The organism is Pseudomonas atagonensis (assembly GCF_011369485.1).
Taxonomy (GTDB): Bacteria; Pseudomonadota; Gammaproteobacteria; order Pseudomonadales; family Pseudomonadaceae; genus Aquipseudomonas; species Aquipseudomonas atagonensis.
Map to the genome: position 1 here is coordinate 13,203 of NZ_VXCA01000023.1, position 14,465 is coordinate 27,667.

Genomic DNA, 14,465 nt, shown 5'->3' on the forward strand with positions numbered 1-14,465 from the left:
TTGGGGCGGGGGCGCCTCATAGTGGATCAGCCGCGTGACACAGAAAAGCCGTCACTCGCAGATTTTTGCAGCCCGCCTCCGCAGACGTCGTCAGCCCTGAAAATGCAGGGCGTTGGTCAAGTCACCCATGGGTTTCTGACCGCGAGCGCTCATCGCTTCATCGCGTTGCTTGAGGCCGTCGAGGGTTTCGAGCTGGAACACGCGGGTGATCAGGCGCAGGATCGATGCCGTGTCGTAAACCGTGTGATCGACCGTGCCCTTGCGCGCAAACGGTGACACCACCAGCGCCGGAACGCGCGAACCCGGGCCCCAACGGTCGCCCTTGGGCGGCGCAACATGATCCCACCAGCCGCCGTTCTCATCGACGGTGACGACCACCACCATGTTTTTCCACTGCGGACTTTCCCGCAGCACTTTCAGTGCGCGGACGATGTGCCGATCCCCGGAGGCCACGTCGGCGTAACCGGCGTGCATGTTGAGATTGCCCTGAGGTTTGTAGAAGGTCACCGCCGGCAGCTTGCCGGCCTCGGCGTCGGCGAAGAACTTGTTGCTGCTCGACTCGTCGCCCAGACCCGCATCGCGCAGACGCTTGTTGCGCTCCTCGGGATGATCCGGGCCTTGCTGCTTGAAGTAATTGAACGGCTGGTGGTGATACTGGAAGTTAGGGATTTTCGGAATGCCACCGGAATCCTTGAACTGCTCCAGCGTCGCCTGCCAGGCCCCGGCGTACCAGGCCCAGTCGATGTTCTTTTTCGACAGTTTGTCGCCGATGTGTTCGTGGGTCTGCGCAACCATGACGTTGGGCAGATCGGGTTTCGAATAGGCCGGGCGCTCCGGGTCGCGAATCCAGGTCGGCCAGTAGGGCGGGGCGAGGGTGTTCACGCCAAAACCATCCGGGGTCAGCGCGCTCGGGCCGAACTGCGGTGGGCCGGTCATGGCGCTGGCGGGCGATTGCTCAAGCGGCTTGAGGCGTGGATCGGCGGGATCGTCACTTTGCAGCGCGGCGATCTGCGATTTGGCCACTGAATTGCCGACGTCCGGGTAAAACGGCGCGGTGGCGCTGATCAGGTACTGGTGGTTGAGGAACGAGCCACCGAAGGCGCCTTGGAAGAAGTTGTCGCAGAGCACGAACTCCTGCGCCACGTCCCAAAGACGCAACGAATAACGGCTCTGTGCGTAGTGGCCCATGGTCAGACCACCGGAATCGGCCCAGGCGACAAAGCTGTCGTTCTTGCCGCCATTGATCTGCATCTGGTTCTGATAAAACACATGCCACAAATCCCGTGTCACCAGACCGAAGGGCAGGTCTTCACCATTTGGGCCCTTGAGGGCGAACGGTGCGTTGGGCAGGTTTTCCTGAAATTGGGTGGCGCTGGGGTAGGTCACGCCATCAAGGGTTTGCGGGCCGATCTGCAGGGTGCCGCCCCAGACTTGTGGCAGGGTTTGCAGCAGGCTGCCATCGCGGTCGCGCTGCTGGTAATCGGCAGGCTTGAGCGCCGACAAGGGTTTCTCGACGCCGGGGAAATCGCCGAACAGGTTATTAAAACTGCGGTTCTCGGCGTAGATCACCACCACCGTCTTCACCTGATCGCGCAGAGCCTTGTCCAGCTCGGCGGGCGTCAACGGATGCTCGATCGGTTTGCCGGGCTGCTCGCCGGCATTGCCGCACCCGGCCAGCGTCGCGCCGACGCCCAGTACCGCAACGCCGCCGAGGAAGCGGCGGCGGCTGGTGTCAGTGGGATTGGCGGATTCAGGTGCGCCCGTGCCGTCTGTCTCGTCTTTCATTCGTCAGCCCGCTTTGCTTAATTGTTTCAGTTTGTTTCGGGCGGACGCTAGCAAGGCAATGTGACGGTTGGGTGACAGTCTGAATGGGTGACAAAAAGAAGTAGGAGCTGGCCAAGCAGCCCCCATCCTTGTTTTTTGCTCGATTACAAAAGACGCAGCGCGAGCTCGTTGCCTGCGCGCAGGTACTCAACCTGGGCCGTCACCGCATCCTTGACGATCGCTTCGCCGGTATCAGTCAATCTGGCTTTTTTGGCATCAATGACGGCGCTCTGCAGCAACTGCATTGCAACATCCATTGCTTTTTGGAAAGCCGTCACGTTGTTGTGCTGGCCAAACTCTTGGACGACAGTCTCCATGCGCCGATCAGCGTCATCTCGAAGCGCTCTGTACTCGACAACGGAGACGCTGCCATCCTGGTAAATCTCACGGATCAGTTCTTCCAGCGTTTTGGAAATCGGGGTCATCGGTTCTTCCTTGGACAGGGGTTATTGATCCCAGACAAGCTAAACGATGGTGAGGCTTGGCAAAGTCAGCTCTGTTCCACGCGATACGTGGGACAGAGCGACAGCTTTTGTAAGAAGAGTGTTTGTCTGTTGTCGGAATGCTCTAAAGCCTTCCGTTTCACGGCGGCGAGTACATCAATCTCGCTGTAAATCTAGCCAGGTATCAGTTGCTGCACGGAGTAACCGAGACGGCTGGCGAGGATGACGCCGGTCATGATCAGCAAAAACAACAATTGCAGCGGACTGAAATGCGCCCAGTGCAACGCCGTCAGCCAAGGGTGGCGGTTGCTGAAGTCTGCGTCGAGCGAGCCGATGCGCCGCTTGTGCCAAAGCCCGATGACGATCACGCCGATGTAAGTAAATGCCCCCAATGGCCCCAGCAACAGCGAAAACAGCAAGACCATGACGGCCTGCGGAACGCCGTGACGAATCACCAGCCAACGGGTGTCAGGGTTCCAGTGGCGGGGGATCAGCCCTTCGGTGAGCCATAGATCGAAAACAATGATGTGGGCGGTAAGCACCGCCCACCAGCTCAGGGCAAAGCGGAAAAACCACACCGGTGCGCAGGCAAACAGCATGGGAATGAAGACAATGCTGGCGGCGGATCTGTCTTTGCCAGTCAGATAAAACAGGCCCAGCGCCAAGGCAATCGCGGCCCAGACCCGTATCCAGGTCTCGGCGGCAATCGGTCGCGGGAAAAAGCGCCGCCAGTAAAAGACATTGGCGTAGGGCAGGCGTGCCAGAAGCTCGGGGTAGCGCCATTTGAGCGTTTCCGACAAATCGTGACAGGCCTGCCATTCATTCTGACCGAACGTGTCGATCATCTTCTTCTGCTGGAGAGGTTTGAGCGGATTGACCAACAGGTGCGCCGCCTGCACGTCGGCCGCCCAGGTGCGATCGCTCTCGGCCTTGGCACGCAGATTGTCGTAGAAACTTTCCTGATTGCAGCGCTCGATCAGCGCCTCCCAGAGCCAGTCCGGTTGTGGGTGCAGACCTTTGTTGTCGTCCCAGCCGAAGAGCTGGCCGATACGGTCGAACAGCGGCACGCTCCATTCGCTGTCATTGAGCAACTGCAGCAGGTTTTGCTGCCACTGTTCGCGCCGATCGAAAACCTGCAGCCAGGGCTGAGCGGTGTAGCGCTTGAGCAGGTTGAGGAATTCACGCTCGCTTGGCGTTTCGAGCAACGCGCGCAAATTTTCCTGGTAGTCGGACATCAAGCTCAGGGCGAGGCTGTCGCGCTGCCACTCGCTCATGGCGATCTCTTGCCACGGCCCCAGCCAGCCCAAATGCTCAACCGCCCAGACGAGCACTGCACTGCGCAGTCGCGGATGATCGAAACACAGTTGCAGCAACAAGCGTTGGAAAGCCTCGGCGCACCCTTGCTGTCGGGCCTGCTCCCAGCGCTCGTCGAGGTTGTCTTCGCTCAGGCCATCGAGCAGGGCCCAGGCGGTTTGCGATTCTGCCGCATGCGCGTCGTGGTCAGTGTCGACGTCCAGTGGTTCGCTGTGGACGGCCATCGCAGAAGGGGCGACAAACGGCTCTGGCGCTGCCGGGTTGAGTGGTGCGAACGCCTTCTGCGAGAAGTCAGGCGCTTGGTCTTGCATCGCGCTGTGCTGACGTGCCAGCGCCGAATCCAGAGCCATCGCCGCGAAAACGCTCGCCTCGGTGGCCACGAGAACGTCGTTTTCCTCCTCTTTGTCCTCGGCATTGTCGAGGCGCCATTGAGCGATCGCCTGCGCGCGCTCGTAGGCATCGCGCAAGCGCTGGAAGCCTTCGGGATCTTCATCGGGGCGGAAGGTTTTCAACAGACGTGCGTAACTGCGCTTGATCTCACGAAGCTCGGCGTCATCGGACAGTTGTAAAACGGACCAGCAATCCATGGCAGTGCTCCTTATTGCCACGGCGTGCGATCAAGTTCACTCAAGTGTCGGCTCAGTTCGGTGCGCACTTCACGGATCTGGCGCTCATCCTGGGAGTCGAGCGCGATCTGGAATTGCTTGGCCCAGTGGCCAATCTGCTCGCGCAGATCGCCGAGACTTTCCTGATAGAGACGTTCCAGGCGCGCGGTCAGCAGCGTGTTGACCTGTTGCTCGCGCGGGTGGATTTTCAGCTGCGCGAGGTTCTGCAAGCGCTGCTGGATTTCTTCCGGTGTGAGCACGCCAGGATTGTTTTCGATCACCAGCGAGTGTGTCTGCCCGGTCAGTGGAATGCTCACCTGCGCTTCCAGCAAACCGTTGTTGTCGTAGGTGAAGCGCACGTCGAGTGAGACTTCGCCGGCCTTGCGTTTCGGCACTTTGATGTCCAGTTCGCCCAGCGCGACGTTGTCTTTGACCAGACGACTTTCGCCCTGAAAGATCCGCACAATCACGTGTTCCTGATTGTCATGCAGTGTCTGCACGGTTCTGACCCGGCTGACCGGCACGATGCTGTTGCGTTCGATGATCGGCAGGTAATGGCCGCTCTCGTATTGGCGGCCGACCTGAGTCGAGGTCTCGATGCCCAGGGTGTAAGAGCAGACATCGGTCAGCACGACTTCTTCGAGCGCGGCCGCGCGGGCCTTGAGTGCAGCTTGAATGGCCGCGCCTTGCGCCACGACCTGATCCGGATCGAGGGTGATCGACGGGAAGCGACCGAACAGCCCGGCCGCGAGTTTGCGCACCAGCGGCATACGCGTCGTGCCGCCCACCAGCAGAATCTCGTCGAGGTCGCTGACGCGAATGCGCGCATCGCGCAGCGCTCGCTCGATAGGCGCGCGCAGACGTTCCAGCAGCGGCATGTACAGGGTTGCCAGTTGTTGCTGGGTGATGGTTTGTGTCCAGTGGCGCTCGCCCAGTTGCAGACGGAACTCGGCGCTGGTGTCCTGACCCAACGCCTTGCGCACGCGCTCGGCCTCGCGGCGCAGCGGCTGGATGACGCTGTTGCGGTCAGGGAAATCGGCGGCAGTGCGGTGCTGTTCGATGAAGTGCTCGAGCAAGACGCTGTCGAAGTCTTCGCCGCCGAGGAAGTTGTCGCCGGCGCTGGCGCGTACTTCCATGACCCCGTCGAACAACTCCAGAATCGATACGTCGAACGTACCGCCGCCAAGGTCGAACACCAGGAACGAAGTTTCCTTGTCGCGCTGGTGCAGCCCGTACGCCAGTGCCGCGGCGGTCGGCTCGTTGATCAGCTTCTCGACCTTCAGGCCGGCCAGTTCGCCGGCGATCCGCGTGGCCTTGCGCTGGGCATCACTGAAGTAGGCCGGCACGCTGATCACCGCTTCGGTGACGGTATCGCCAAAGGCCCGTTCAACGTCTTCTTTCAGGCTTTTGAGGACCAGCGCCGACAGCTCCTCGGGACGGAACGCTTTGTCGGCCAGGTAGACTTCGGTGGCGCTGCCCATGTGGCGTTTGAACAGCGACGCCGTCAGGCGCGGGTGCGTGTGCAGGCGCTCGCGGGCCGCCTGGCCGACCAGAATCCGCCCCTGATCATCCAGGCCGACCACGCTGGGCGTCAGGAACTGACCCAGAGCGTTGGGCACCAACTCGGTGGATTCGCCACGCCAGACGGCGACAAGGCTGTTGGTGGTTCCCAGGTCAATCCCTACGATCATTGCAACGAACTCCGTTTGCGCTTGAAAAAAAATGAAACAAATATGGGCGCGCAAGAATATTACCGAGTGCATGACGCGGTAAAGAAAGATGATGGCTCTGAGCCATTATTTACGACGGAAAGCCGTGCAGCAGACGCACGGCTCTGCATTCGGAAGGCGCAACGCGTAGCGCCGATCACTCATCGGCGCTGCGCGTTTTGTTTACGGCATCACCGGCGGTGTGTACGCCAGGGTGGTGCCCAGCGCCCACAACAAAAGCAGCACCAGCGGTGTGTGCACGAGCAATTGCACGAACGAGAAACCGATCAGATCCCGCGCCTTCAAGCCCAGCACACCCAGCAGTGGCAGCATGTAGAACGGGTTGATCAGGTTCGGCAGCGCTTCGGCGGCGTTGTAAATCTGCACCGCCCAGCCGAGGTGATATTGCAGGTCGTTGGCGACTTGCATCACGTACGGCGCTTCGATGATCCACTTGCCGCCACCGGACGGAATGAAGAAACCGAGGATCGCCGAGTACACGCCCATCAGCAGCGCATAAGTGTCGTGGGAAGCGATGCTGACAAAGAACGTCGAGATGTGATGGGCCAGCGTTTGCGCATCGGCGCCTTTGACGGTGGTCATCAGCGCGGCAATCGAGCCGTACAACGGGAACTGGATCAGCACGCCCGTGGTGGTCGGTACGGCTCGGGCCACTGCATCGAGGAAGCTGCGCGGGCGCCAGTGCAGCAGCGCGCCGAGCATGATGAACAGGAAGTTGTAAGTGTTCAGCCCGGAAATCGCGGTAATCGCCGGTTTCGTCGAAAACTCGTGGAACAGCCATCCCGCCGCCAGCAGCACCAACACGATGATCAGCAGCGGACTGTGCTCCAGCCATTCACCCGGCCGGGTGCGCGGTTGCAGTGGCGGCAAGTTGAAGGCCGGGTCGATGCCACAGGCCTTGGCGTCGCGCGCAGAGTTCGGCCCGGGTGCGGTGGCGTAGGCGATGATGATCGAGATCACGATCAGCGCCAGCAGCATCACCCCGGACTGCCAAAGGAAAATCGTTTCGGTGAACGGGATAACGCCGGTGATCGACAGAATCGACGGCGGCAGGCTGCCGGGGTTGGCCTGCAACTGCGCGGCTGACGACGACAGGCCCAAAGCCCATACCGCGCCAAGGCCCAGATAGGCAGCGGCGCCGGCGGCGCGGTAATCCATTTTCAGGTCGGTGCGGCGGGCGAGGGCGCGCACCAGCAAACCGCCGAACACCAGCGACAGTCCCCAGTTGAGCAGGGACGCGACCATGGAGATCAACGCGACCCAGGCGACAGCGGAGCGGCCGTTTTTCGGGATACGCGCCAGGCGATCAATCAGCTTCACGGCGGGTGGCGAACTGGCGACCACGTAACCGCCGATCACCACGAAGGCCATCTGCATGGTGAACGGAATCAGACTCCAGAACCCGTCACCGAAGGCCATCGCGGCGTCCGTGGGTTTGGCGCCCATGGCCATTGTGGCCAGCGCCACGATGATGACGGCGAGCGCGGCGAATACCCACGAATCGGGAAACCAGCGTTCGGCAAAGCTTGAGCAGCGCAAGGCGAAGCGCGCAGAGCGGCTATCTTCGATATCAACGGCCACAGGAATACCTCGGATTTTTATGGTTATTTTGGGTCCGCAGGACGATCAGTGCTTTGGTGGGAGCGGGCTTGCTCGCAAATGCGGTATATCAGTCGATATTGATTTGGCTGACACACCGCATTCGCGAGCAAGCCCGCTCCCACAGGTTCTCACTGGGTTGTCGGGCTGTGGACAGGCCTCAACAGTAAATCAACCGCTGCGGTTTTGTGAGCCGGTTTTGCCAATTCAGGACTATGGTCTAACGGGTTGTCCAACCGCCCATTTGCGTAGACCATGGGCGCCTTGGTTTTTTGCCTGTGACAGAGTTCTTTGCCATGACTGCCCAAACCCCGGCCAAACCTGCGCCGTTCAGCCGTTCCGACTATAAGACCCTCGGCCTTGCGGCCCTTGGCGGGGCGCTGGAGATTTACGATTTCATCATTTTCGTATTCTTCGCCCTGACCCTCAGCCAACTGTTCTTTCCGCCGGAAATGCCCGAATGGCTGCGCTTGCTGCAGAGCTTCGGGATTTTTGTCACCGGGTATCTGGCGCGCCCGCTGGGCGGGATCCTCATGGCGCACTTCGCCGACCGTTTGGGACGCAAGAAAGTCTTCAGCCTGAGCATCCTGATGATGGCGCTGCCGTGCCTGCTGATCGGCATCATGCCGACGTACGCGCAGATCGGTTATTTCGCGCCCCTGTTGTTGCTGGCGTTGCGCATCTTGCAAGGTGCTGCGGTGGGCGGTGAGGTGCCGAGCGCCTGGGTGTTCGTCGCCGAACACGCACCGACCGGGCATCGCGGTTATGCCCTGGGCTTTTTGCAGGCCGGGTTGACCTTCGGGTATTTGATCGGCGCGTTGACCGCGACGTTTCTCGCACAAGTCTTCACGCCGGCGGAAATCCTTGATTACGCCTGGCGTTATCCATTCCTGCTCGGTGGTGTGTTCGGTGTGATCGGCGTCTACCTGCGCCGCTGGCTCAGCGAAACCCCGGTGTTCATGGCCATGGAGGCGCAGCGTGAAGCGCGGGTCGAGTTGCCGCTGCGCACCGTGCTGCGCGAACATCGTTTGGCCATGTTACCGGCCATGTTGCTGACCTGCGTACTGACGTCGGCGGTGGTGGTGTTTGTCGTCATCACGCCGACCATGATGCAGAAAACCTTCGGCATGAGCGCCAGTCACACCTTCGCTCTGAGCGCATTGGGCATCGTCTTCCTTAATATCGGCTGCGTGATCGCCGGCCTTCTGGTTGACCGCATTGGCGCCTGGCGCACGGTCATGTTGTACAGCCTGCTGCTGCCGCTGGGCATCGGCGTGCTCTATGGCTGTCTGATCGGCGGTGGAGACTGGGTCGGCATTGCCTATGCGATAGCGGGCCTGGGCTGTGGCGTGGTCGGGGCTGTGCCATCGGTGATGGTCGGTTTGTTTCCGGCGCGTATCCGGGTGTCGGGGATTTCCTTTACCTACAACATTGCCTACGCCGCATGGGCGAGCATCACACCGCTGCTGCTGATCGGGCTGATGCCGTGGAGCCCGTGGATCTGCGTGATGTTCTGCGCGATGATGGGGGTGGTGGGCATCTTGAGTGCGGCGTATTTTGGCGCGCGGATGCCGCGTACAGGACAATGCCAGGTGCCCGGAACTGCCTGAGGGCGCACCTCATGACTTTTTTTGACTGACGAGTCGCAAGCACTCTTCAGAAAAGTTTTTCAGTGCCGATGGTTAGGCTGCATCCCGCTTTCTATCCTGCCCATCGGTACTTTCCCATGTTCAATAAACGCCTGAAGCAAGAGCTGGCCACACTTCGTGAAGAACTCTCCAGCCTTGTGCAAGTGAAGGAAAGTCTGGAAAGCGAGATGCTGGTACTGAATCTTGAACCGGACGGCCGGGTTCAATCGGTCAACCAGAACTTCCTCAGCGAGATGCTCTACAAGAGCCACGACCTGATCGGTCGCGCGCTCGAAGACATCGTACCGGCTCACGTCAAGTCCGACGAATTCCACCACCGCTTCAAGAATGCGCTGACGCGCGGCGAGCATTTCGCCGGGGCGGTGCGCCTGTTGCGCGGCAACGGTGAGGAGGCGTGGCTGCGCTCGATCGTGCAGCCGGTGCGTTCTTCGGACGGGCGGATCAAGCACATCTCGCTGTACGCCAGCGACCTGACCCGCACCATCGAAGCTTCTCGCGAACACGAAAACCTGATCGGCGCGCTGGTGCGTTCCACCGCAGTGATCGAGTTCGACCTCAATGGCAACGTGCTTAACGCCAACGAGCGCTTCCTCAATGGCACGGGTTACACACTGGCGCAGATCAAAGGTAAACATCACCGGATGTTTTGCTTTCCCGAGGATTACAACAGTGCCGAGTACCAGAACTTCTGGCGTCGTTTGAACAACGGCGAGTTTGTCGCTGATCGTTTCAAACGCATCGATAGCCATGGTCGTACGGTCTGGCTGGAGGCGTCCTACAACCCGGTGGTCGATGCCAACAACAAACTGTACAAAGTGGTGAAATTCGCCACGGTCATCACCGATCAGGTCAACCGCGAACAAGCCGTGGCCGAAGCGGCCAACATCGCCTACAGCACTTCGCAGCAGACCGACAGCACGGCACAGCGCGGCACCACAGTCGTGACCGAAGCGGTCAACGTGATGCGCGATCTGTCGCGGCACATGCAAACCGCCGGTGAAGGTATTGAAGCGTTGAACGAGCAGTCGCTGGTGATCGGCACCATCGTCAAAACCATCAGCGGCATTGCCGAACAGACCAATCTGTTGGCGCTCAACGCGGCGATCGAAGCCGCGCGTGCCGGCGAGCAGGGCCGAGGCTTTGCGGTGGTAGCGGACGAAGTGCGGCAACTGGCATCGCGCACCAGTCAGGCGACCGACGAAATCGTCGGCGTGGTTCGGCAGAACCAGGAAATGGCGCGCAACGCTGTGGCGCTGATGACCGATGGCAAGCTCCAGGCCGAGCAAGGCCTGGCGCTGGCGGCGGAGGCGGGTACGGTGATTGTCGAAATTCAGGACGGTGCGCAGAAAGTGGTGAACGCCGTCGGCCAGTTTGCCAATCAACTGTCCAACTGATTTGCGCTGATCCCTGTGGGCGCGAGCAGGCTCACTCCCACAGGTTCTGCGTTTCTCCAATGGCCGGCGTTACAATCTGTTTCTTTTCCCCGGAGCAGATCCCCATGAGCGCCGCCCAACGCCGCCCGGTTCCCCTGAACAAAGCCTACCGCCTGCTCAATCACGGGCCGACCGTGCTGGTCAGCGCCGCCCACGATGGCCAACGCAACATCATGGCCGCCGCGTGGGCGATGCCACTGGATTTCGAACCGCCGAAAGTCGCCGTCGTACTCGATAAATCCACCTGGACACGGCAACTGCTAGAAGCGTCCGGCACCTTTGTCCTCAATGTGCCTTGCGTCGATCAGGCCGACATCGTGCAAACCGTGGGCAATACGTCGGGACTGGAAATCAACCAAAATCAAGGACAGGACAAGTTTCAGGCGTACGGCCTGCAGACGTTTGCCGGCGAACTCGTCGAAGCGCCGCTGCTCAACGGCTGTGTGGCCTGGCTCGAATGCCGGTTGCTGCCCGAGCCGCGCAATCATGAGCAGTACGACCTGTTCCTCGCCGAAGTCATCGCCGCCCATGCCGATGAGCGTGTGTTCAGCGAAGGCCGCTGGCATTTCGAAGGGCATGATGGTTTGCGCACTTTGCACCACGTGGCGGGCGGGCATTTCCTGACGATTGGCGATGCGGTGGACGGGAAAACCCTGCCGTTGTGACATTCGCCTGATGGCAAACCAGCGCCGGATGTAGCAAGGTGTGGGGCATTGTCGAACTGATCAGGCGCATGCCCCATGGACCTTTCCCTGTCGAGTTATCTGGCTCCGTTGCTGTCGTTGGCCTTGCTGTGGACAGTCGCGGTGGTCACGCCGGGGCCGAACTTCTTCAACATCGCGCAACTGGCGGTCAGCCGTTCCCGCCGCCATGGTGTGGTCGCAGCACTCGGCGTCGCCACCGGAACCGTGTTGTGGGGACTGGCGGGCGGGCTGGGCATCCAGACGTTGTTCAGCGCGGCGCCGACGCTGTACCTGAGCTTCAAGATTGCCGGCGGCTGTTACCTGATCTATCTCGGGCTCAAGCAATTCAAGCGCAAGGCAGCGATTGTTCCCGGTGCGCCGGACAGTTCCGAGCAGACATTGCTGGGCGCCTACGGACGCGGCTTGCTGGGCAACATGACCAACCCCAAATCAGCCCTGTTTGTCGCCACCATCTTCGCCACCGCCATGCCGGCGCACATCCCGCCCCTGTTGCTGGCGCTGGCGGTAATGACCATGGCGACGCTGTCATTCAGTTGGTACGGCTGCGTGGCGCTGTTTTTCGCCAGCCGCCGGATCGCCGGTGTGTACGAGCGGTCGCGGCAATGGCTGGATCGGTTTGCGGGCGGTTGTTATCTGCTGTTTGGTGTGCATCTGGTGGCTAATCGCTGAGCCCCGGTTACAGGCTGGGTTGCTGCAGTCTGTATCAGATTTGCTTCATTGGTTTGATCAGGCTTTCGGCAGGAATTCCAAACAGCTCATGAAGTTTCCATATCATTGGCAAAGTGAGTGCCCGCTTGCCATTCAACACTTCGTAGACCCTGTTTGTTCGACCGATAGCCGGAGCGAGATCCGCAGCTGACAGGCCTGACTGTTCCATTCGGAATTTGATGGCATCGATTGGATTGGGCAGATCCAGTGGAAACTGTCTGGCTTCGTAGGCCTCAATGAGAGTGATCATGATGTCGAAGTAATCACCTTCAGGGGTACCCGGTTCAGGCTCGTTGTCGAAGAGTGCAGAGACGTTTTTGAGCGCCGCACGGTAGTCTTCTTCGTTATGAATCGGACGTATATTCATGGGTTACTCCATTTCGACGGTATCAGCGTCGATTACATTCATTAACGATCTGCAGATCCTGGCAACATCATTTTTGGAACGGTCACTTACTCTATCCGTGACAGCATATTTTCGGGGTAGGAAAAGGCGACGGTTCGCAGTTGAACAGAACCCGTTGGCAACAAAAAAGGCTTACCTCGCGGTAAGCCTTTTCTCTTTGCCTCGTAGTCTCAATCCCCCAACGCTTCCCCTTCACGCCGTGGGTCTGCGCCACCTGCCAGCGACGCTTTCCCCTGCGCGTCCTTGAGCCGAACAATGGCCTGGGTGCCGCTGGTCATGTCGATTTCGCTCACCGTGTGCCCCCTGTCTTTCAGCGCCTGAATCAGCGCCGGGCTGAACTGGCCTTGTTCCAGTTCGGTCGGGCCGTTGCGGCTGCCGAAGTTGGGCAGGCTGATGGCGCTTTGTGGGTCGAGGTTCCAGTCGAGCAGGCCGACGGTGGTTTTCGCCACGTATTCGATGATTTGCGAACCGCCGGGTGAGCCGACCGTAGCGACGAATTCGCCGCTGTTGCGATCGAAGATCAGCGTCGGCGCCATCGACGAGCGTGGGCGCTTGCCGGGTTCGACGCGGTTGGCGACTTTCTGCCCGTTCTCTTCGGGGATGAACGAGAAGTCAGTCATCTGGTTATTCAGCAGAAAGCCCTGAACCATCAAGTGCGAGCCAAACGCGGCCTCGATGGTGGTGGTCATCGACACGGCGCCGCCCAGATCATCCACCGCGACCACTTGCGAAGTGGAGATGCGCAGCGGCGAGCGATCCGGTGCGTAGGCCACCTGCACGCCGGGCGGTGTGCCCGGTTTGGCGCTGCCCATGCTGCGTTCGCCGATCAGGCTGGCGCGGCTGGCCAGATAACCCGGGTCGACCAGGCCTTTGACCGGCACCGGCACGAAGTCGGTATCGGCGACGTATTGCGCGCGGTCGGCGTAGGCCAGACGTTCGGCTTCGGCGATCAGATGCACGGCTTGTGGATCGGGTTCTATGCCGGCCGGCTTGTCGGTTTTCACCGGTTTCAGCGTTGTCAGGGAAAGGCGTGGATCGCGGGTTTCCAGCGCCTGCAAGGTGCCGAGAATCTGCGCCACGGCAATCCCGCCCGACGACGGTGGTGGCATGCCGCAGACCTGCCAGCGCTTGTAATCGGTGCACAGCGGCGCGCGTTCTTTGGCCTGATAGTGCTGCAGATCGTTCAGCGACAGACTTCCGGGGTTGGCGTGGCCCTGAACCTTGGCGACGATTTCTTCTGCGACCGGGCCTTTGTACAGCGCGTCCGCACCCTCGTTGGCGATGCGTTTGAGCACGGCGGCCAGCGCCGGGTTTTGCAGGCGTGTGCCGACGGCTTTGACGCTGCCATCGGCGTTGAGGAAGTACTTCGCCATCTCTGGCGACTGGCGGATCACCGGGTCGGATTCCAGCAACGAATGCAGGCGCGGCGAGACCGCAAAGCCTTGCTCGGAGAGTTTGATCGCCGGTTCAAACAGCTTCGCCCACGGCAGGCGACCGTGTTGTTGATACGCCATTTCCAGCGCACGCAACACGCCCGGCGTACCGACCGAACGTCCGCCGATCTGCGCCTGCGGAAACGACATCGGTTGGCCATCGGCGCGCAGGAACAGCTTTTCGGTCGCGCCGGCCGGAGCGGTTTCACGACCGTCATAAGTGCGCACCTGTTTGCCGTCCCACAGCACGATCATCGCGCCGCCGCCGATCCCGGAAGATTGCGGCTCAACCAGGGTCAGCACCGCTTGCATCGCAATTGCCGCATCAATCGCCGAACCGCCCTGACGCAGCATCTCGCGACCGGCCTCGGCGGCGAGCGGGTTGGCAGCGGCGGCCATGTGTTGGCTGGCGTGGCGGGTTTGCAGGTCGGTGCGATAACCGGAAGCGGCTTCCGGTGCCTGTGGCAGAGTCGAGGAGGGCGGGGCGTTGCACGCGGCGAGGGTCAGGGCGCTGATGATCAGCGTCAGGGCTGGCAGGCGAAAGCGGCTCAGGGGCAGGGCTGGAAACACGCGGGCTCTCCGTCCGTGGGATAAAAGTCTGAGGGACTTTATCGACC

10 protein-coding genes and 2 pseudogenes are annotated in these 14,465 nt (G+C 60.7%); 5 read left to right on the plus strand and 7 right to left on the minus strand.

What is annotated here, in order from left to right; all coding sequences use genetic code 11:
• Positions 1-90: 90 nt before the first annotated feature.
• From F2P67_RS14465 to F2P67_RS14485, 5 genes are all read right to left on the minus strand, one after another.
• Complete coding sequence (locus F2P67_RS14465) at positions 91-1,785, minus strand: acid phosphatase (RefSeq protein ID WP_166221115.1); 1,695 nt, start codon at positions 1,783-1,785, stop codon at positions 91-93.
• 143 nt (positions 1,786-1,928) lie between these two features.
• Positions 1,929-2,249 (minus strand): hypothetical protein, encoded by a 321-nt coding sequence (locus F2P67_RS14470; RefSeq protein WP_166221116.1) that lies wholly within the window; start codon positions 2,247-2,249, stop codon positions 1,929-1,931.
• 191 nt (positions 2,250-2,440) lie between these two features.
• Positions 2,441-4,168, minus strand: coding sequence for a J domain-containing protein (locus F2P67_RS14475; RefSeq protein ID WP_166221117.1), 1,728 nt, complete (start codon positions 4,166-4,168; stop codon positions 2,441-2,443).
• Between the two features lie 11 nt (positions 4,169-4,179).
• Positions 4,180-5,877, minus strand: a complete 1,698-nt coding sequence (locus tag F2P67_RS14480; RefSeq protein WP_166221118.1) for a molecular chaperone HscC — start codon at positions 5,875-5,877, stop codon at positions 4,180-4,182.
• 201 nt (positions 5,878-6,078) lie between these two features.
• Positions 6,079-7,497: a TIGR00366 family protein gene (locus F2P67_RS14485; RefSeq protein ID WP_166221119.1), complete on the minus strand. Its 1,419-nt coding sequence runs from the start codon at positions 7,495-7,497 to the stop codon at positions 6,079-6,081.
• 314 nt (positions 7,498-7,811) lie between these two features.
• Between F2P67_RS14485 and F2P67_RS14490 the strand changes: the two genes are divergently transcribed.
• The 5 genes and pseudogenes from F2P67_RS14490 to F2P67_RS14505 all read left to right on the plus strand — a co-directional run bounded on the left by F2P67_RS14490 (position 7,812) and on the right by F2P67_RS14505 (position 11,970).
• Positions 7,812-9,125, plus strand: a complete 1,314-nt coding sequence (locus tag F2P67_RS14490; RefSeq protein ID WP_166221120.1) for an MFS transporter — start codon at positions 7,812-7,814, stop codon at positions 9,123-9,125.
• A gap of 206 nt (positions 9,126-9,331) precedes the next feature.
• A pseudogene (locus F2P67_RS28110) lies at positions 9,332-10,018 on the plus strand (PAS domain-containing protein); the annotation flags it as partial.
• A 102-nt stretch (positions 10,019-10,120) separates the two neighbouring features.
• Positions 10,121-10,558, plus strand: a pseudogene (locus F2P67_RS28115) (methyl-accepting chemotaxis protein); the annotation flags it as partial.
• Positions 10,559-10,662: 104 nt separating this feature from the next.
• The gene (locus F2P67_RS14500) at positions 10,663-11,262 is read left to right on the plus strand and encodes a flavin reductase family protein (RefSeq protein ID WP_166221122.1); all 600 of its coding nucleotides are present in this window, start codon (positions 10,663-10,665) and stop codon (positions 11,260-11,262) included.
• A gap of 75 nt (positions 11,263-11,337) precedes the next feature.
• Positions 11,338-11,970: a LysE family translocator gene (locus tag F2P67_RS14505; protein ID WP_166221123.1), complete on the plus strand. Its 633-nt coding sequence runs from the start codon at positions 11,338-11,340 to the stop codon at positions 11,968-11,970.
• A 34-nt stretch (positions 11,971-12,004) separates the two neighbouring features.
• Here the strand turns inward: F2P67_RS14505 and F2P67_RS14510 are convergent, their stop codons facing one another.
• Positions 12,005-12,376 (minus strand): helix-turn-helix domain-containing protein, encoded by a 372-nt coding sequence (locus tag F2P67_RS14510; protein WP_166221124.1) that lies wholly within the window; start codon positions 12,374-12,376, stop codon positions 12,005-12,007.
• Positions 12,377-12,585: 209 nt separating this feature from the next.
• Positions 12,586-14,418, minus strand: coding sequence for a gamma-glutamyltransferase (gene ggt, locus F2P67_RS14515; RefSeq protein ID WP_166221125.1), 1,833 nt, complete (start codon positions 14,416-14,418; stop codon positions 12,586-12,588).
• Between the last annotated feature and the right edge of the window lie 47 nt (positions 14,419-14,465).